General features: G+C 67.5%; 14 protein-coding genes. 10 read left to right on the top strand and 4 right to left on the bottom strand.

Going from position 1 to position 19,755, the window contains the following annotated elements; all coding sequences use genetic code 11:
- The first annotated feature begins 8 nt into the window (after positions 1 to 8).
- Positions 9 to 863, top strand: coding sequence for a LysR substrate-binding domain-containing protein (locus tag C566_RS0109060; protein ID WP_018774015.1), 855 nt, complete (start codon positions 9 to 11; stop codon positions 861 to 863).
- Positions 864 to 1,236: 373 nt separating this feature from the next.
- Complete coding sequence (locus C566_RS0109055; protein ID WP_231386303.1) at positions 1,237 to 1,515, top strand: hypothetical protein; 279 nt, start codon at positions 1,237 to 1,239, stop codon at positions 1,513 to 1,515.
- 129 nt (positions 1,516 to 1,644) lie between these two features.
- Here C566_RS0109055 and C566_RS0109050 read toward each other — a convergent pair whose 3' ends face one another.
- Both C566_RS0109050 and C566_RS0109045 read right to left on the bottom strand, forming a co-directional pair.
- Positions 1,645 to 5,199 carry a proline dehydrogenase family protein gene (locus C566_RS0109050; protein ID WP_018774013.1) on the bottom strand — a complete coding sequence of 1,185 codons (3,555 nt, stop codon included), beginning with the start codon at positions 5,197 to 5,199 and terminating at the stop codon, positions 1,645 to 1,647.
- 248 nt (positions 5,200 to 5,447) lie between these two features.
- The gene (locus C566_RS0109045; protein ID WP_026266530.1) at positions 5,448 to 6,911 is read right to left on the bottom strand and encodes an amino acid permease; all 1,464 of its coding nucleotides are present in this window, start codon (positions 6,909 to 6,911) and stop codon (positions 5,448 to 5,450) included.
- Between the two features lie 142 nt (positions 6,912 to 7,053).
- Between C566_RS0109045 and C566_RS0109040 the strand changes: the two genes are divergently transcribed.
- The 5 genes from C566_RS0109040 to C566_RS0109020 all read left to right on the top strand — a co-directional run bounded on the left by C566_RS0109040 (position 7,054) and on the right by C566_RS0109020 (position 11,959).
- Positions 7,054 to 8,004, top strand: a complete 951-nt coding sequence (locus C566_RS0109040) for a LysR family transcriptional regulator (protein ID WP_018774011.1) — start codon at positions 7,054 to 7,056, stop codon at positions 8,002 to 8,004.
- A gap of 95 nt (positions 8,005 to 8,099) precedes the next feature.
- Positions 8,100 to 8,528: an aspartate 1-decarboxylase gene (panD, locus tag C566_RS0109035; RefSeq protein WP_018774010.1), complete on the top strand. Its 429-nt coding sequence runs from the start codon at positions 8,100 to 8,102 to the stop codon at positions 8,526 to 8,528.
- A 106-nt stretch (positions 8,529 to 8,634) separates the two neighbouring features.
- Positions 8,635 to 9,561 (top strand): AEC family transporter, encoded by a 927-nt coding sequence (locus C566_RS0109030; protein ID WP_018774009.1) that lies wholly within the window; start codon positions 8,635 to 8,637, stop codon positions 9,559 to 9,561.
- 53 nt (positions 9,562 to 9,614) lie between these two features.
- Positions 9,615 to 10,745: an FAD-dependent oxidoreductase gene (locus C566_RS0109025; protein WP_018774008.1), complete on the top strand. Its 1,131-nt coding sequence runs from the start codon at positions 9,615 to 9,617 to the stop codon at positions 10,743 to 10,745.
- 83 nt (positions 10,746 to 10,828) lie between these two features.
- Positions 10,829 to 11,959: a GmrSD restriction endonuclease domain-containing protein gene (locus C566_RS0109020; protein WP_018774007.1), complete on the top strand. Its 1,131-nt coding sequence runs from the start codon at positions 10,829 to 10,831 to the stop codon at positions 11,957 to 11,959.
- A 29-nt stretch (positions 11,960 to 11,988) separates the two neighbouring features.
- Here the strand turns inward: C566_RS0109020 and C566_RS0109015 are convergent, their stop codons facing one another.
- Entirely contained in the window at positions 11,989 to 14,616 is a 2,628-nt protein-coding gene (locus C566_RS0109015) for a trehalase-like domain-containing protein (RefSeq protein WP_018774006.1), read from the bottom strand.
- Between the two features lie 237 nt (positions 14,617 to 14,853).
- Positions 14,854 to 16,185, bottom strand: coding sequence for a hypothetical protein (locus C566_RS0109010; RefSeq protein ID WP_018774005.1), 1,332 nt, complete (start codon positions 16,183 to 16,185; stop codon positions 14,854 to 14,856).
- Positions 16,186 to 16,423: 238 nt separating this feature from the next.
- Here C566_RS0109010 and C566_RS0109005 point away from each other — a divergent pair, with 238 nt between their 5' ends.
- The 3 genes from C566_RS0109005 (at position 16,424) to C566_RS0108995 (ending at position 19,755) form a co-directional block, all read left to right on the top strand.
- Positions 16,424 to 17,740, top strand: a complete 1,317-nt coding sequence (locus C566_RS0109005) for an ABC transporter substrate-binding protein (protein WP_018774004.1) — start codon at positions 16,424 to 16,426, stop codon at positions 17,738 to 17,740.
- A 99-nt stretch (positions 17,741 to 17,839) separates the two neighbouring features.
- Positions 17,840 to 18,790 (top strand): carbohydrate ABC transporter permease, encoded by a 951-nt coding sequence (locus tag C566_RS0109000; RefSeq protein ID WP_018774003.1) that lies wholly within the window; start codon positions 17,840 to 17,842, stop codon positions 18,788 to 18,790.
- The gene (locus tag C566_RS0108995; protein ID WP_018774002.1) at positions 18,787 to 19,755 is read left to right on the top strand and encodes a carbohydrate ABC transporter permease; all 969 of its coding nucleotides are present in this window, start codon (positions 18,787 to 18,789) and stop codon (positions 19,753 to 19,755) included. Before C566_RS0109000 ends, C566_RS0108995 begins: the two co-directional genes overlap by 4 nt.

The following is a 19,755-nucleotide window of genomic DNA, read 5'->3' as shown; positions in this document are numbered from 1 at the left end:
AGACCCCCATGTTTGAACCCGCCCAGCTCCGCTCGTTCCTGGCCGTGGCCGAAACCTTGAGCTTCACCAAGGCCGCGGAGCGCCTCGGCCTGGCCCAACCCACCGTCAGCCAGCACGTCCGCAAGCTGGAGACCGCCGCCAAGCGGGTGCTGATTGCCCGGGATACCCGGGATGTACGCCTGACCGACAATGGCGACGCGATGGCCGGGTTCGCCCGCAGCATCCTCGCCGCGCACGACTCCGCCGCCCGCTATTTCTCCGGCTCCGCCATGCGCGGCCGCCTGCGCTTCGGCACGGCCGATGACCTCGCCATCACGGGGCTGCCGCGCATCCTCCGGGAGTTCCGGCAAATTTATCCGCAGATCAACCTCGAGCTGACGGTGGGGCAGAGCGACCAGCTCTACAAGCGCCTCAATGCAGGGCAGCTGGACCTGGTCTTTGTGAAATGGGTGGCCGGGGCCAAAGACGGGACCGTGGTCCAGCAGGACGCCTTCGCCTGGGTCGGCTTGGAGCAGACCGTGCTGGAACCGTCTGATCCAGTCCCGCTGATCGCCTACCCCTCCCCCAGCCTGAGCCGGAAACTTGCGATCGACGCCCTGGAGGCCACTGGGCGCACGTGGCGGATCACCTGCACCACGCGTCAGATCAGCGGCGTGCTGGCCGCCGTCCGGGCCGGCATCGGGGTGGCGGTGATGCCTTCCTCCCTGGTGCCGGAGGACCTGAAAATCATCACCCGCCGCTTCGATTTGCCGCCGGTAGGCGACGTCGATTTCACGCTCATCCGCAATCCGCTGGCCAATACCGAGGTGATCGATGCCCTTACGCAGGCGATCGTGGGCCGAACCCTGAAGCGACCGGCCTGACACACGGGCGGTCCCGCAGCCAGCGCTGATCGGGCCTCGGCGCATACGGGGCCGGACTACCCGGACGCGAGCAGTACTTACTTGACCATACTTACTTGACCATTGAACGGTGCACGTACTTCCTCTATCCTGACAATACTTAAGATCAACCGTTCGAGGTCAAGCAGTGGCCCACGACAACGATTCGAAACACGAACGCTGTCCGTCGCTGAAGCCCTATGGCTGGCGTCGGGGCGTTCGGGATAGGCCGCCATTGATGCCAGCCATTAATCATCCTCGACTGTCCGCCCCCGCCACCCACGCGCCAAAGCCTGCCCGTCCGGTAGCCTCGCCGTCCCACCCCCCGGCGGCCATGCACCACGCGACCGCCGGAATGCAGCACTCAGCCGCCGCCCAGCACGCGACCACCCCGGGCCAACTGGGAGTCCGCCCGGCTACCCTCGCAGAGTCCGATTATGTGGCCAGCCCGTACTGCGAACGCTGCGGCACGGACGAGTTCATTTTCCTTGAGACTTTCGTCCCGGCCACGCACCGGAGGGACGGCTCGGTCAGCAGGCTCGGCGAGGTCACCTACTTCTGCTCGGGCTGCGACGATTTCTCCGCCCACGCGGTCCCGGCTTCCTGGGTCCCGCCGGGCTGGTACTTCGGCTAACCCGGACTCCGCTTATCGCCTTCGCCGTTAAACGCCGTCGCCGCCGTGCCGCACCTTATGGTGCCTGCACAGCGGCGACGGTGTTTTAGGGTTCCAGCACGCCCGAGCCGGGGTTTTAGCAGCCCCGGGCTAGATCAGGGCGTCCGAGATGTGGTTGGGCGTACCGAAGCGGTGCGCCGTGATGCTGATGGCCTGCTCGTGCAGAAACGGCAGCAGTTCCACGCGTCCGGCTTCCGTGACGGGGTGGACATACACCGCCAGGTCCGGGCGTCCGCCCGTGGCCTCGGACAACGCCTTGGCGTCCCCGCCAATCAGCCGGATCCGTGCGCCGGAGAGCTTGCCCGCCGCGGCGAGGGTGCCGGTGGAAGCGAGCCATTCGGCGTCGTTCTCAACAGTCGCGGCGACGCCAAGCCCGGACAGGACGGCACGCAGCTGGGCGGGCAGTTCGACGGCGGTGGAGACCGTCAGGGCGGACCCGGCCAGGACGCCGGCGGCGACGGTCCGGACGAGGCCGGCAAGGGCCTCGCCTTCCGCGAGGCGGACCGTGACGGGCAGCGCACGGTAACGGAAGACGTTGCGCTCCGCGCTCAGGCCGGAGACGTCCTTCGCGGTGCCGAACTCTTCGGCCCAGGCGCGGGCGTCGGAGGCGAGCGCGCGCTGCAGCCGTGCGAGTTCGTCGGCGGTCAGGAAGCCCTTGGCCGCGTCCTCGATCCGGCGGACGCCGGCGTGGGCGGGAGCAGCGCCCGGGGTGCCGGCGGCGGTGCTGGGCTTGCTGACCCATTCGCCGAGGCCGACGAGGTAGTTCGGACCGCCGGCCTTGGTGCCGGCGCCGACGGCGGATTTCTTCCAGCCGCCGAAGGGCTGGCGCTGGACGATCGCGCCCGTGATGCCGCGGTTGACGTAGAGGTTGCCGGCCTGGATGGTGTCCAGCCAGATCCCCAGTTCCTCGGTGTTCAGCGAGTGCAGGCCCGCGGTGAGGCCGTATTCGATCTGGTTCTGGATCGCGATGGCCTCCTCGAGGGTCTCCGCGGTCATGACGCCCAGGACCGGGCCGAAGAACTCGGTGAGGTGGAAGTAGGATCCGCGGCGGACACCGGAGCGCACGCCGGGGCTCCAGAGCTTGCCCGAATCATCGAGCTTCCGCGGCTCGACGGCCCAGGTCTCGCCCTCGCCGAGGGTGGTGAGGGCGTTCAGGAGTTTGCCGTTGGCGGGCTCGATGATGGGGCCCATCTGGCTCGCCGGGTCCTGCGGGTAGCCGACCTTCAGCGAGGTGACGGCGTCGATCAGCTGGTTGTGGAAGCGCTTTGACTTCGCCACGGAGCCGACGAGGATCACTAGCGAGGCGGCGGAGCACTTCTGGCCGGCGTGGCCGAACGCTGAGTACGCGACGTCCTTGGCCGCGAGGTCCAGGTCCGCGCTCGGGGTGACGATGATGGCGTTCTTGCCGCTGGTCTCGGCCAGCAGGGGCAGGTCCTTGCGGAACGAGCGGAACAGCTCGGCGGTCTCGTAGCCGCCGGTCAGGATGACGCGGTCCACGGCCGGGTGGGAAATGAGCTGCTGGCCCAGTTCCCGCTCGCCCAGCTGAACCATGGTGAGAACGTCGCGCGGAACGCCGGCCTCCCAGAGGGCCTCGATCATGACGGCGCCGCTGCGGCGGGCCTGCTTGGCGGGCTTGACCACGACGGCGGAGCCGGCGGCGAGCGCCGCGAGGGTGGAGCCGGCCGGGATGGCGACCGGGAAGTTCCACGGCGGCGTCACGACGGTGAGCTTGGCCGGGACGAAGGTGGCGCCGTCGACGTCGTCGAGCTTGCGGGCGGACTCGGCGTAGTAGTGCGCGAAGTCGACCGCCTCGCTGATTTCGGGATCGCCCTGGTCGATCGTCTTGCCGGTCTCGGAGGCCATGACCTCAAGAAGGTCGGCACGGCGGGCCTCGAGGACGTCGCCGGCGCGGTGCAGGATTTCGGCGCGCTCGGCGCCGGAGAGTGCACCCCAGGCCTTGCCCTTCTCGACGGCGGTGTCGATCACGGCGTTCAGGGTCGCGGCATCGTTGATCGTGGCGGCCTCGACGGAGGCGTTGCCCAGTGTCGACGTCGTCACGCGGCCCAGGATGGCGCGGCCCCAGTCGCGGTTCGCGGGCAGCGACGGATCCGTGTCAGCGGTGTTCTCGAACGAGTCGTGCGGCAGCGGCGCGGCCGGAAGGGCACGGTTCTGCAGGCGGTTCGGGCCCGGGACCTCGTCGTCGAGCTTGGCGAGCGAGGCGAGGAAGCGCTGCTTCTCACGCTCAAACAACGTTTCGTTTTCACTGAGTTCGAAAACGGCGGACATGAAGTTGTCCTGGCTGGCGCCCTCTTCGAGGCGGCGGATCAGGTAGGCGATCGCGACGTCGAACTCGGCAGGGTGGACCACGGGAGTGTAAAGCAGGAGGGAGCCGACGTCCTTCTTGACGGCTTCGGCCTGGCCCTGGGCCATGCCGAGCAGCATCTCGAATTCGATGCTCTGCTGTGCGGTATCCGCGATGCCGCGCTGCTTGGCCAGGAGCCAGGCGAAGGCGATGTCGAAGAGGTTGTGGCCGGCGACGCCGATCCGGATGTTGCGGATCCGGTCCGGGTGCAGCGAGTAGTTGATGACCCGCTTGTAGTTGGTGTCCGAGTCCTGCTTGGTGCCCCAGGTGGCCAGCGGCCAGTCATGCAGGGAGGCCTCGACCTGCTCCATCGGCAGGTTGGCGCCCTTGACGACGCGGACCTTGATGGCGGCGCCGCCGTCGGCGCGGCGGGCGGCGGCCCAGTCCTGCAGGCGGATCATGGCGGACAGGGCATCCGGGAGGTAGGCCTGGAGCACGATGCCGGCCTCGAGGTTCTTGAACTCGGGCTTGTCCAGGATCCGGGTGAAGACCGCGATGGTCATGTCCAGGTCCTTGTATTCCTCCATGTCCAGGTTGATGAACTTGGCTTTTTGCCCGGCGGACGCGTAGGAGGCGGCGCGGGCGAAGAGCGGGGTGAGCTTCTCCACGACATGCTCCACGGCCTCGTCGAAGGCCCATGCCGAGTGCGGGGCCACCGTGGAGGAGACCTTGATCGAGACGTAGTCGACGTCGGGCCGGGACAGCAGGGTGTGCGTGCCCTCGAGCCGGCGGGAGGCCTCGTGTTCGCCGAGCACGGCCTCGCCGAGGAGATTGACGTTGAGCTTGATGCCGTCCTTGCGGATCTTGGCGATGGCCGGGCCGAGCTTGGCGTCGGTGGCGTCGACAATGAGGTGGCCGACCATTTCACGCAGCACCCGGCGGGCAACTGGGATGACCACCTGGGGCAGGACCGGGGCCATGGTGCCGCCGAGGCGGACCGCGCTGCGCATGTACCAGGGCAGGAACGCCGGGACCTTGGGGGCCAGGGCGGCGAGGTTGCGGGCGGCGACCTGCAGGTCTTCGGGACGGACGACGCCGTCGACGAACCCGACGGTGAAGTCCAGGCCGTTGGGGTCCTTCAGGACCCCGGCGAGCTGCTCGGCCGAGGCGTCGACGGGGACCTTAGCGGCCTCGGTGAGCCAGTGGCGCACCAGCGCGATGGTGTCCTCGGCGAGGGCTGCGGCCTCAAGGACCGTGGAGCCTTCCGAAACGGCGGCGTGCGTGGCGTCGTTGCCTGCGGCGTTTCCGGTGGTGGCGCCGGGCTCCGTGGAGATGTTGGTCATGGCTGAAACACGTTCTTTCTCAAAATGTGGACCTCTTAGGAAACAGTATGCGACCGGATTTTCATAAGATAAAGCGAAGTTTTCTGAGCAATACCGGTTAGGAAAACCGAAGCTTTGTTTTCCCGCCCGAACGTTCGGAAACCACCCCCGAACCTTAAAAACCCGTTGCGCTATCACTTCTGGGCCTTAAGACCGGGGAAGACCCGGGATTGGGAGCCAGAAGTGATAGCGCAACGGGGGTGGGGTGGCTAGGTCAGGGGGCGGTGCATCTCCACGATCTCCTCGTGCCGCGGGCTGTCCGGGTTCATCAGCGAGTTCTTGCGGCCGTACGTGAAGTAGATGATCAGCCCGATCACGAGCCAGACGCCGAACCGCAGCCAGGTCTCCCAGTGCAGCTGGAACATCAGGAAGAGCGAGGCAAACACACCGAACGCCGGAACCAGGGGCATCAGCGGCAGGCGGAAGGTCCGCGGGGCGTCGGGCTTCTTGTAGCGGAACACGATCACCGACACACAGACGACGACGAACGCTGCGAGGATGCCGATGTTGGTCAGGTCCGCCACAGCCTTGATCGGGAGGATGCCGGCCAGGATCGCGGCCCCGAGGCCGGCGATCCAGGTCACGCGCTGCGGCGTACCGTGCCGGTCCGTCTTCGAGAACCAGCCAGGCAGCAGGCCGTCGCGGCTCATCGAGAACCAGACGCGGGTGACGCCGAGGAGGAAGGTCAGCATCACGGTGAGGATGGACAGCACGGCGAACACGGAGATGATCGTCGCGATCACCGGCAACCCGACACTGTTGAAGGCGGACGCGAAGCCGGCCTTGGGGTCGATCTCAGTGAAGTTCTGCATGCCGGTCAGCACTAGGGTGGCTGCGACATAGAGCAGCATGGCGATGACCAGCGAGAGGATGATCGCCTTCGGCATGTGCTTCTTGCCGTCGGTGGCCTCCTCCGCCGCGGTACTCATGGCGTCGTAGCCGAACACCGCGAAGAACACCGTGGCGGAACCGGCCACTACCGGACCGAAGCCGCTGGGGAAGAACGGGTTGTAGTTGTTGGTGTTCACATAAAAAATGCCCAGACCGATGATGAACAGGATCAGCAGCACCTTGATGCCGACGGCGATCAGCTCGAAGCGTCCAAAGGTTTTGGTGCCGCGGGAGAGGATCCAGGTCACCAGCAGGCAGACGAGGATCGCGGGAAGGTTGATGATTCCGCCCGTGCCCTCATCCGGCGTCGAGGTCATCCAGACGGGCATGTGGATGCCGATGCCGGAGAGGAAGGCATCGAAGTAGCCCGAGATGCCGATGGCCACCACAGCCACGATGGCGATGTACTCCAGCAGCAGGTCCCAGCCGATAAACCAGCCGATAATCTCGCCGAGGGCAACGTAGCCGTAGGTGTAGGCCGAGCCTGCCCGCGGGATCATGCCGGCGAACTCGGCGTAGGACAGCGCCGCTGCGGCGGATGCCAGGCCGGCGATCAGGAACGAGACGAGCACGGCCGGGCCGACGCCGGGCTCGGTCTCGCTGCCGTGGGCCACAAGGCCCGCCAAAGAGAAGATGCCGACGCCGATAATGCCGCCGACGCCGATGGCCGTCAGCTGCCAGAGCCCCAGGCTCTTGTGCAATCCGCTGTGTTTGTTTTCTTCCTCGATGTCGTCGATGGGCTTGCGCCGCATGATCGACTGTGACAAATCCCTTGTAGCCATGAGGGCCTCCTGCTTAGGTGCGGTGCCCATCACTCCACCCTGTGATGGGGATTATCGAGTGAGAACAGTATGCAAGCCCGATTGCATTAGATAAAGTGAATTCTCTTAATGAATAACCGTCAGAATTCACAAAGGAATGGCGATGCTCGACGTCCGGCGTTTGCGGCTGTTGCGCGAACTGAAGATCCGGGGCACTTTGGCCGAAGTTGCCGAGGCGCTCCAGTACAGCCCGTCGTCAGTCTCGCAGCAGCTGGCGCTTCTTGAGAAGGAGGCCGGGGTGGAGCTCCTGCGCAAGACCGGGCGCCGGGTGCAGCTGACCCCGCAGGCCGAAGTCCTGGTGGCCCACACCTCCCAGCTCCTGGAGACCCTCGAGCAGGCGGAGGCGGATTTGGCCGCGTCGCTGACCACGGTCACCGGCACCGTGCGGATTGCGGTTTTCCAGTCCGCCGCACTGGCACTCATGCCGGACACCCTGACCAGGATGACCGCCAGCTACCCGGAAGTCCGGGTGGAAATGACCCAGCGGGAACCGGAGACGGCCCTTCACGAGACGTGGGCCCGCGACTTCGACCTCGTGATCGCCGAGCAGTACCCGGGCCATGCCGCCCCGCACTATGCCGAACTGGACCGGGTGGCCCTGACCCGTGACGCCATCCGGCTCGCCGTTCCGCCGCCCTCGCCCGAGCGCGAGCCCATCAGGACGCTGGCCGATACGGCGGGGCTGCCTTGGGTGATGGAACCGCGCGGGGCGGCCTCCCGGCACTGGGCCGAGCAGGCCTGCCGGAGCGCCGGGTTCGAGCCCGATGTCCGCTTTGAAACCGCCGACCTGCAGGCCCAGATCCGGCTGATCGAATCCGGTAATGCGGTGGCCCTGATGCCCGACCTCGTGTGGACCGGCCGCGGCACCAGCGCGCAGCTCCTGGACCTGCCCGGGGATCCGCACCGGACGGTGTTCACCTCGGTGCGGCGCTCGAGCGCCAGGCGGCCCGCACTGCTGGCGGCCCGGGAAATCCTGGCGGTGACGGCGGCATCCATCGTGCCGGCGGCGGCCGCCGGCGCTCTTGATCCGGCTCCCGTGGACCGGCCCGCGTGACTGCCTGTCTTTGAGGGACGGCGCGCGTGACGGGCCTGCACCGTGTGCAGTGGGCCACAGCGCGGACGGTGGCCCCGCGTTAGACTGATGTCGTTATGAATCGCACAATATTCAAATCCAAGATCCACCGCGCGACGGTCACGCACGCGGACCTTCACTATGTCGGATCCGTCACCGTGGACCTGGATCTGCTGGAGGCGGCCGACATCCTGCCCGGGGAGCTCGTGGCGATTGTCGACGTCACGAACGGCGCCCGGCTCGAGACGTACACGATTGCCGGCGAGCGCGGTTCCGGCGTGATCGGCATCAACGGCGCCGCCGCCCACCTGATGCACGAGAACGACATCGTCATCCTCATCACCTACGCCCAGATGACCACGGAAGAGGCCAGGGCGTACAACCCCAAGGTGGTCCACGTTGACCAGGACAACAAGATTGTCCAGATCGGCAACGACCCCGCGGAGGGCATGACACCCGGCCTCATGCGTCCGCCGCACTCGCTGAACAACGCCACGCTCAACTAGCGGCAGCGCGCCGTCGGGCGTAATAGGACAGCCCGCGGAATAAAGCTGATTACTCTGGACGGGTGACCCTAACCCGCCGTCCACCCGCCCCGCCGGGGAGAACCGCGTGCTAGGGGTACTGGCGGGATTCTTTGTCGTCTGGGCCATCATCCTGGTCGGCATGTTCGTGGGCCGGCGCAATATCCTGGGCGAGAACGCCCGCCCCGTCCTGAGCGCCCTGACGTTTTTTGTGGCCAGCCCCGCCCTGCTGTTCGAGACCCTCAGCAAGGCGAAACTGCATGACGTCTTTGCCGCGCCGCTTCTCGTGACGGCCGTCGGGGCCGTGACCACGGCGGTCCTGTTCTTTGGCATAGTGCGCTTCGCGCTCAAGCGGTCCCTGCCGGAAGCCCTCATCTCCTCCATGAGCTCGTCGCTGGCCAACTCGGCCAACCTCGGCATTCCCATCGCCGTCTTCGTGCTCGGTGACGCCAGCTATGTGGCACCCCTGCTGATCTTCCAGCTGGCCTTCTTCACCCCCTTGTTCCTCATGGCGTTGGACGCCACCACCAGCTCGCACCGCACCACCCCCCTGAGTTTCGTGCTCATGATCCTGCGCAACCCGATGATCGTGGGCACCGGACTAGGGCTTCTGGTGGCCGCAACCGGCTGGACGGTGCCGCCGCTGATCCTGGAGCCCATCCACTTGATCGGCGGGGCCGCCATCCCGGCCATGCTGATCGCCTTCGGCATGAGCCTGAACGGTTCCAAACCGCTGCAGGCGGCCGCCGGACGCCGGCTGGACGCCCTGCTGGCGAGCTTCTTCAAACTCGTGGTCCACCCGCTGGTGGCGTACCTGTTTGCCCATTTTGTCCTCGGCATGCAGGAGCAGGCGCTCTTTGCCGCCGTCGTCACCGCAGCCCTGCCCACCGCCCAGAACGTGTTTGTCGCGGCCAGCCGCTACCGCACCGGCGTCACGGTAGCCAGGGACACCGTGCTGATCACTACTGTGGTAGCTGTGCCCGCCATGATCGGCGTGGCCCTGCTGCTGGCCTGACCTCGCTGGGCAGCGTGGCTGGGCGGACCGGCACCCAACCCGGAGGAGGACCCTTGACAACAACCCTGGACACCGTGGTCATCGGCGGCGGCGCGATGGGCTCCGCCGCCGCGTGGGCGCTGGCCCGGCGCGGCCGGGACGTGACCCTGCTGGAGCAGTTCGGGCCCGGCCACCGCAACGGCGCCTCCCACGGCACAACCCGGAACTTCAACCCCGGCTACGCCGATCCGGACTACGTCGCCATGCTGGCCGAGGCGGCGCGGCTGTGGGGCGAGCTCGAAACGGACGCCGGCGAGCGCCTGCTGGCGCGCACCGGCGTCGTCAACCACGGCCCCGATCCGCGGCTGCCCGAGGTCCGGAACGCGCTGCTCGCCGCCGGGCTCCGGGCGGAGTTCCTCTCCGCCGAGGAAGCCGCCGAGCGCTGGCGGGGCATCCGGTTCGAGACGCGCGTGCTGCACATGGCGGACGGCGGCCAGTTGAACCCCGACGCTGCACTGCCGGCGCTGCAGCGCCTCGCCGCCGGGCTCGGCGCCGAGATCCGCCATTACGTAAAGGTCCTCGAGCTGAAAGTCCTCGACGACGGTGTGCGGCTCACGCTTGAGGCCGGCGGCCGCACCGAGGTCCTCGCCGCCAGGCGGGCGGTAGTCACCGCCGGCGGCTGGACCACGAAACTGCTGGCCGGAGTGGCGCCCCTGCCCCGGCTGACGGTCACGCAGGAACAACCCGCACACTTCGCCATCACGGACGGCGGAGCCCAGTGGCCGGGGTTCAACCACATGCCCGGCCACGGCGATGCGTACGGGTACTGGCGTTCGCCGGTTTACGGCATGCAAACTCCGGGCGAGGGGATCAAGGCCGGATGGCACGGGGTGGGCCCGGTGGTGGACCCGGACCGGCGGAGCTTCGCGGCGGAGCCCGAACAGCGGGCGGCCCTGCAGCGCTACGCCCGGGACTGGCTGCCCGGGGTCGACGCCGACTCGCTCACCGACATCAGCTGCACCTACACGACCACCGTGGATGAGAACTTTGTCCTGGACCGGATCGGCCCGGTTGTCATCGGCGCCGGCTTCTCCGGGCACGGCTTCAAGTTCACGCCGGCCGTGGGCAGGATCCTGGCCGACCTCGCGACCGGCGAAGGGGGAGCGCCGGCCATCTTCTCAGCCTCCCGCCCCGGGGTCCGCTGACTCCGCCGGAGCAACCGGTAGGCTGGGGCCGGTCTTAAGCGCCCCGCGGGTACCCGGGGCAACAGCATGAGGTGGGGGAAGAATTGCTCAGCACGCGATCAGGCAGCACCCGGTCCAGCGACATCCAGTCCAGCAGCGCCCAAACTACAGGTGCCCGCAGCCCGCGAATCGGCGCGGTCGACTGGGTCGTCCGCGGGGTGGCGGGCCTGCTGCTGGTGGCGACGTCGGCGTGCGCCGGCCCCGGGGCAGTCCCCCCGGCCGCCGGTACCGGCATCCGGCCCGTCGCCACGGCTGCCGCCGCCACTGCGTCAGCCGGCACGGACGGCGCTCCGCTGGATCCGGACGCCACCCCCGGCGCCGGGGTTCCCGGTTCCGATGCGGCCGGTGTCGAAGTTGCCGGCGCCGATGTGGCCGGCGCCGCGCCCCAGCAGCCGGCCCTTGCGGGCAAAGCCCTGACGGTACTGGCCACGCTGCCCGTCAAGGGCCGCGCCCCCAAGACGGGTTATTCCCGCGACCAGTTCGGCCCGGCCTGGTCCGACGTCGACCGCAACGGCTGCGATACCCGCAATGACGTGCTCCGCCGCGACCTCACTTCCGTCGCGTTCCGGCCCGGGACACGGAACTGCGTGGTGCTCTCCGGCGTCCTGGCCGATCCCTACACGGCCGCCGCCATCCACTTCCTGCGCGGCAACGCCACCAGCACCGCGGTCCAGATCGACCACGTCGTGGCCCTCAGCGACGCCTGGCAGAAGGGCGCCCAGCAGCTCAGCCCGGCACGGCGGCTGGCCTTCGCCAACGATCCGCTGAACCTGCTGGCGGTGGACGGTCCGGCCAACCAGGGCAAGAGCGACGGCGACGCCGCCACCTGGCTGCCGCCGAACAAGTCCTACCGCTGCGACTACGTCGCCCGCCAGATTTCGGTGAAATCCAGCTATGGGCTCTGGGTGACCCAGGCCGAGCACGACGCCATGGCCCGGGTCCTGGCGAGCTGCCCGGCCGCCCTGTCCCCCGCCAACCAGCCGGCAGCCGCCCCAGCACCTGCGCCGGCCGCGCGTCCCGCACCCGCACCCGCGCCGGCACCTGCCCCGGTGCCCGGGGTGGCTTACGCGAACTGCGCCGCGGTCCGTGCGGCCGGCGCGGCGCCCATCCACGTCGGCCAGCCGGGGTACAACCGCAGGCTGGACGGGGACGGGGACGGCGTCGGCTGCGAGTAGCGGCGGCCGGCCGTCCGCGGGTCGGGTGGTCAGTTCTTCTGGTGCTCGTGCAGGAGCCGGGCGCAGCGGATGAAGCCCAGGTGCGAATAGGCCTGCGGATGGTTGCCCAAGTGGGTTTCCGTGCCGGGGTCGTATTCCTCGGGCAGCAGCCCGGTGGGACCGAACAGGTTCACCAGCTGGTCAAAGAGGTCCCAGGCCTCCTCAATCCGGCCGACGGCGATGTAGGCCTCGATCAGCCAGGTGGTGCAGATGTGGAAGCCGCCCTCCAGGCCCGGCAGACCGTCGTCGTACCTGTAGCGGAAAACGGTGGGCCCCACCCGCAGTTCCCGTTCCACCGCCGTGACGGTGGCCAGGAATCGGGGGTCGTTGGCGTCCAGTAGGCCGGAGAGACCGATGTGCAGCACGGCCGCGTCCAGGTCCGGGCTGTCGTACGCCACGGTGTAGGAGGCCGCCGACTCGTCCCAGCCCTCGCGCAGGACTTCCTCCCGGATCCTCGCCGCCGTGGGTTCCCAGGCCGGCAGCGGTTCCCGGCCATGACGGGCGGCCGTGCGCAGCGCCCGGTCGAGCGCCACCCAGCACATCACCTTCGTGTAGACATGGTGCCGCGGCGCCCGCCGGGCCTCCCAAATGCCGTGGTCAGCCTCGTGCCAGCGGGCCAGCACGGCCGCGGCCATCTGGACCAGCAGGTCCCAGTGGTCATCGGAGAGCACGCCCTGGCGGGCGCTGAGGGCGTGGATCAGCTCGGCGATCGGTCCGAACACGTCCAGCTGCACCTGGTGGTCGGCGGCGTTCCCGATCCGCACCGGGCGGGACCCCGCGTAGCCGGGCAGGCTCTCGATGATGGCCTCGGTGGACAGCGGCGCCCCGGTCACTGAGTAGAGCGGATGGAGCCACTCCGGGCCCGGGGCGTGGGCCAGGATCCGGCCAAGCCAGGCCAGGAAGCCCTCGGCCTCCGCGGTGGATCCCAGGTCCACGAGCGCGTTGACGGTCATGGACCCGTCCCGCAGCCAGCAGTACCGGTAGTCCCAGTTGCGGGTGCCGCCGATTCCCTCCGGCAGTGAGGTGGTGGGCGCGGCCAGCACGGCGCCGGTGGGTTCGTGGACCAGGGCCCGGAGCACCAGCGCGGACCGGCGGACCAGCGACGGCTTCACGCCGGGCAGTTGCAGTTCGTGGACCCAGCGCCGGGAGTGATGGGCGACGGCGGCGCGGCGCCCGGTTTCATCCTCCGGCACCGCGGGCTGGGGTTCGGTGTCGCCGCAGCGCAGGTTGAGGACCACCGGCCCGTCCCGCAGGTCGACGTCGCCCGTGGCGGTGGCGTGCCGGCCGTCGGAGGTGATGGCAAAGGCAACGCCGGGCGCCTGGAGAATGATCGGATCCGCGGTTCCCACGACGTGCAGTTCGGTTCCGCGCGCCTCCATGCTGAACGGGGCATTCGCGTAGTCCGGCCGCGGGGCGAAGACAATCCGGGCCGTGCCGGTGCCGGACAGCACCCGGACCAGGCTGGTGATGCCGTCCGGGGCCGGCTCCAGATAGTCCGTCACGGTGACGTCGGCCCAGCGGGTTTCGACGATCATGGTGCTGTCCACGTAGCGCTGGCCCAGGACCTGCGAGGACTTCGCCGGTTCCACGGAGAAGTGCCCCGCCGCATCGCCGCCGAGCAGATGGGCAAACAGCGACCCGCTGTCCGGCAGCGGGTGGCTCATCCAGCAGATCTTCGCGTCCGGCGTGATCAGGGCAGTGGAGGAGCCGTTGCCGATCATGGAGTGCCGCTCCAGCCCCACGGCGTCCTCGCCGAAGAGCCACGCCCGCCGCAGTTCGAACAGGATCGCCAGGACGCGGGCGAACGACTCCGGATCCCGGAGCGTGTGGGCGGCCACGCTGGGCCCCTCCCCCACGCGCAGCGCCATGTCCGGCCCGCGCAGCGTCGCCATGGCCAGCTCATCGCTGGAGGCGTCGCCGGCGTAGAGGGCGGCACTCACGCCGAGCATGGAGCGCAGGTGCTCCAGCGCGGAGGCCTTGGACGGCTCCACCACGGAGAGATCCAGCACCGAGCCGTCCACGACGAAGTGCAGCCCGTGCGCCCGGGCGATCTCCTCCGCCTTCAAGGTGGCCAGTGCGACGACGTCAGGGGCCGCCGGGCGGGTGTGCACCGACACGGCGACCGGCTTGCGCTCGATGCTGATGCCCCGGTAGGCGCCCACGGTTTCGGCGAGCGCCTGGCTGGCCTGCTGCAGCACTGATTCGGTGGCGAGGGACAGCCCGTGGGCGTAGCCCATGTCGAACTCCGCGCCGTGCGAGCCGACCAGGTGCACCTCCGCGGGGAGCCGAGAGACGGCGGCCAGATCCCGCAGCGACCGTCCGGAGATGACGGCGGCGTGGGTGTTCGGGAGGGCTGCCAGCGCCCGCAGCGCGATCGCCGCGCTGCCCAGCGGGAGGGTCTCGGTGGAAATGCCTTCTGCTGCGCACAGCGTGCCGCCGTAATTGCAGGCCACGAGCAGCCCGGGGGTGCGGGCCAGGATCTTGAGCTCAGCGAGCAGTTGCGGCGTGAGCCCGTCGTCAGCCGCGTTGGTCTGCACGAAAGCGCGGAGCAGGCCCAGCGGGAGGGATTTGGTCAGAAGCGCAGAGTCGGCCAGGGCCTGGTTGAGCGGTGTGGGCATCGGCGCGGTCCTTCGAGTAGTCCCCAATGCCTGCATGAGAATCGTCCCCGGGAGGACGCACTTCAAGTATCCTCCCGGGACGATTTCGCACGGGTGTCCCGGCAGTTGCAACTATGTAACATCCGCCGGGCCGCCCCGAACACCCTGGGACCAGCGCTGGGTGGTGATCCGGTTCAGTTGCGGCTCCCGCGCAGTTCCCGCCCGGCGGCGGGGCAGCACCTGCCACGCCGCAGCGTTTCAGCAGTTGGCCGGCCTGTATTCGTAGGTCCCGGCATCGGCCGCGCCACCGCCCTGGCAGTCGCCCTTTTGGTTGGCCGGCCGCCCGTCCAAATCCATGGGGAAGGGGCTGATCCCGGCCCGGTCAATGGCCGGGCTCGCGCCGGAGAGGTGTAGATCGGCGGGCGCGTTCACAAAGTCGGCCGGCTCGGTGGTGGAGGTCGCGCTGGGAACGATGTTCGTGGGGCCGTTGAGGACGTTTTCCTGTTCGGTCCAGCCAGTGCCGTCCATCCACAGCGCGTTGCGGGCGGCCACCAGGATGTTCCCCTTGACGACCGTGGAGGCAGGGCACGACGCGTGGCAGACCAGAGCCTGGGAGTCCGGCCCGTCCAGCCACACGGTGTTGTATTCGAACGTGGTGCCGTTGGTCGGGCCGAAGGACGACGTCCTGCCTCGCGCAATCAGCCCCGTGGCCTGGGAGCAGTTGGGGCCGCAGGTGGCCCGGACCAGGTTGTAGCTGAACGTGTTGCCGTCGGCAGTTCCGCCCTTCCCGCGCCCCAGCTCGGAGAAGACGTTGTTATCCACGGCCACGTTGTGGTGGATCCTGTTCCGGTTGCCGTTGAAAATTTCAAACGCGCCGCCGTCGTGGCCAAAGTCGTAGGACACCGCCGTGGAGCCGGTGACGGTGTTGCCGGTGAACTCGTTGTCGTTGCCGTTGATCAGGAAGCCAAACGCGCCCGAGTCGTCGTCGCACTTCAGGGACGTCGCGGTGCCACACAGCTCCCCCGGCGTATTGACGTTCATGATGTTGTTGTCGGCCAGCGTGTTGTTGGCATAGGTGCCGAAGTCGGAGCCCTCGCTCACCTTGATGCCGGCGGCATTGTTCCTGGCGGCGGAGTTCCGCACGGAGCCGTGGTCGCCATAGACGCTGAAGCCTGCATAGCCGCACGACTCCGCCCGCAGGCCGTCCACGGTGATGTAGTCGCCGTCGAGCCTGACGCACGTACCTGTCAGCCCGCCCGTAATAGTGGGCGGATCGCCGTTTCCGTAGGCATTCAGGGTGACCTTGAGCCGGCTGGTGCCGCTCTGGCCGACCACAAGACCGCCGGAGAAGGTGTCTCCGCGGCGAAAGCTGACCGAGTCCCCGGGCCGCAGCGCGGTGGCGCTGACCTTGTCGAGCGTCGCCCAGGCCGATTGCGGCGACGTCCCGTCGTTGAGGTCGCTGCCGTCGGCGCTCACGTAATACGTGGCGCCTTCGGACGACGCCGGCGCGGACGCGGACGGGCCGCCGAGCAATCCTCCCAGGAACAGCAGGACGAGCAGCGTGGCGGCGGCTGTGGACTTGATCTTCATGGGTGCACCTGGGTTTTCGCCATGTATCCGCGGTTCCGGGCGCCACCGCCAACCGGCGGACCACATCGGCACCCTGAGGGGCTTAACGCTAAGAGCGACCCCGCCCTAAGTCAACGGACGAGTCCGGCCTGCGGATCAAGATGTTCTTTTTTGCTACTTGACGTTCTTTATTGTGCGATTATGATAGCTATTGATGTGAGCTGCTTCACTCCACCCGCGTTATTTCAAAGGAGAAATTATGACCATGCATGAAGACGCACTGCTCCGGGCCTCCAGCCGAGGCGGGTGGGACCGGAGGACGCTGCTGAAGACCTTCGGCGCGGGGGCAGTTGCGATGGCCGGCATTCCCCTGCTCTCAGCCTGCACGGGCGGCAGCGCTCCTGCCAGCGGCGGCGCCAAGACGGCCACGTTCGGTTCCGGGTCCTCCGATGAGGTTCCCAAGGCCGCTTACAAGGCGGTGACCGACGCTTTCCAGAAGAAGTCCGGCATCGCGGTCACCACCAACGTGGTGGCGCACAACGACTTCCAGAACAAAATCAACACCTACCTTCAGGGCAGCCCGGACGATTCGTTCACCTGGTTCGCCGGCTACCGCATGCAGTACTACGCCGGCAAGGGACTGCTCGCCCCGATCGACGACGTCTGGGAAAAGGTCGGCGGAAACTACTCCGACGCCCTGAAAAAGGCCTCGACGGGCGCCGACGGCAAGATGTACCTGATCCCGAACTACAACTACCCCTGGGGCTTCTTCTACCGGAAGAGCCTCTGGACGGAAAAGGGGTACACCGTCCCCACGACGTTCGATGAGTTGAAGGCCCTCGCCACCAAGATGAAGGCCGACGGCCTGATCCCGATTGAATTTGCGGACAAGGACGGCTGGCCCGCCATGGGCACCTTCGACTACCTGAACATGCGCCTGAACGGCTACCAGTTCCACATGGACCTCACCGCGCACCGGGAAAGCTGGGACCAGAAGAAGGTCAGCGATGTCTTCGACACCTGGAAGGCCCTTCTCCCGTTCCAGAACCCGAATGCCCTGGGCATGACCTGGCAGGACTCGGCGAAGTCCCTCGCGGACAAGAAATCCGGCATGTACCTGCTCGGCTCCTTCCTCACCCAGCAGTACACGGACAAGGCAATTGCCGACGACATCGACTTCTTCCCGTTCCCCGAGGTCGCGGTGGAGGGCCGGGACGCCATCGAGGCACCCATCGACGGCCTGCTGCTCTCCAAGAAGGGCGGCCAGAACCAGGCCGCGCGGGACTTCCTTGCCTACGTCGGAACCCCGGAAGGACAGGATGTGTACGCCTCGGTCGACTCGTCGAATATCGCCACCGCCAAGGGCGCCGATACGTCCAAGTTCACGCCGCTGAACAAGAAGCTGGCCGAGGCCATCAGCGGCGCCAAGAACATCAGCCAGTTCTTCGACCGCGACGCCCTGCCCGCCATGGCCAACAACGTGATGATCCCGGCGCTGCAGTCCTTCATCAAGGACGGCAACGTCGATGTGAAGAACCTGGAAGCCCAGGCCAAGTCGCTGTACGCCGCCCAGTAGAGCGACTGACCGCGCGGTTGACCGCGCGGTCAGCACGGCTCTTCTCCACTGCATTTCACTCTGCATTTCACTCTGAATTTCACAAGGCAAGGAATCTCCATGAGTGTCTCTACCAATCCGTCGGCGCGGGGGCGCAAAGCAGCCGCCGCCCCCGCGCGGCGGGTTCGGCGGCTGTCCGGCCGCGACAAGGTGGTGCTCGGCTTGATGGTGGGCGTCCCCACGCTGATCCAGCTCGTATTGGTCTGGATCCCCACCCTCATGTCCGTAGGACTGTCCTTCACCCGCTGGAACGGGCTGGAGCTGACCGACATCAAGCCCGCCGGCGTCGAGAACTACCAGTTCATCGCCCAGGACTACCCGCCGTTCTGGCCGGCCATGCAACACAACGTGCTGTGGCTGGCCTTCCTGGCACTCGTCGCCACTCCGCTGGGGCTGCTGCTGGCCGTGCTCCTGGACCAGAACATCCGCGGCACGCGGATCTACCAGAGCATCTTCTTCGCCCCGGTGATGCTGTCCCTGGCCCTGATCGGGATCATCTGGCAGCTGTTCTACAACCGGGACAGCGGCCTCCTGAACTTCCTGCTCGGCACCGCCGGCACGCCCCAGGCCGTCGACTGGTTCGGGGATTCCAGCGTCAACATCTGGGCTGCCCTCTTCGCCGCCACCTGGCGGCACGCCGGCTACGTCATGATCCTGTACCTGGCCGGGCTCAAGGGCGTGGATCCGACCCTGCGCGAGGCGGCCCAGATCGACGGCGCCAACGCGGTCCAGACCTTCTTCCGGGTGATCTTTCCGGCCATGCGCCCGGTCAACGTCATCATCATCGTCATCACCGTCATCGAATCCCTCCGGGCGTTCGACATCGTCTACGTGATCAACCGCGGCACCAACGGGCTGGAACTGATCAGCGCCCTGGTCATCCAGAACCTGGTGGGCGAGGGGCAGGTGATCGGCATCGGCTCGGCGCTGGCCGTCATCCTGCTGGTCATCTCGCTGATCCCCATCACGTTCTACCTCTCCCGCGCGTTCGGAAAGGACAAAGAGGCATGAGCATCGCCCATCCAACCGATGCCGCCGCGGCCGGCAGCCCGGCCGACGCCCGGCAGCGCAGCTCCGGCCCCGGCAGGCCCGGCCCCCGCCCGGACCGCCCGGCCAACAACAAGCAGGGCAAGAGGCACTACGGCACCCACGTCTTCCTCATCGTCATGGCGGCAATCTGGCTCGTCCCCCTGGCCTGGGCCATTTTCACTGCCCTGCGGCCCAAAGCTGACACCGACAAATACGGCTACTTCAGCACCGGCGGCGCCTTCAATTTCGACAACTTCGCCCAGGCATGGACGCAGGGCGGCTTTTCCCAGCTGTTCTGGAACTCCGTGCTCATCACGGTCCCCTCGGTGTTCCTGATCCTCTTCTTCGCCTCCATGATGGCGTTCGCCGTGAGCCGGGTGAGCTGGAAGTTCAACATCACGCTGCTGATCATGTTCACCGCCGGAAACCTGCTGCCGCCGCAGGTGCTGGCGGCGCCGCTCTTTGAAATGTTCAAGCACTTCGAGCTGCCCTACGCCGTGAGCGATTCCGGGAACCTGCTCAACACCTACATCAGCGTGATCGCCGTGGACACCGCCTTCCAGATCGGGTTCGTGACATTCGTCCTCTCGAACTACATGAAGGCCCTGTCCCCCGAGCTGACGGAGGCAGCCCTGGTTGACGGTGCCGGCGTCTGGCGCCAGTACTGGGACATCATCCTGCCGCTGTGCCGCCCGGCCCTGGCCGCCATGGGCACGCTCGAGGTGATCTTCATTTACAACGACTTCTTCTGGCCCCTGCTCTTCATCCAAAGCGGCGACAGGCTTCCCGTCACCACCGCGATCAACAACCTCCAGGGCCAGTTCCTCTCCAACTACAATCTGATCGCCGCCGGCGCCATGATCACGGCGATTCCGGCCCTGATCATCTACCTGCTCCTGCAGCGCCACTTCGTGGCGGGCCTGACCCTCGGCTCCAGCAAAGGATAA

The sequence above is a fragment of the Arthrobacter sp. 131MFCol6.1 genome, from assembly GCF_000374925.1.
GTDB lineage: Bacteria > Actinomycetota > Actinomycetes > Actinomycetales > Micrococcaceae > Arthrobacter.
This window is presented reverse-complemented; position numbering and strand designations above follow the sequence as displayed.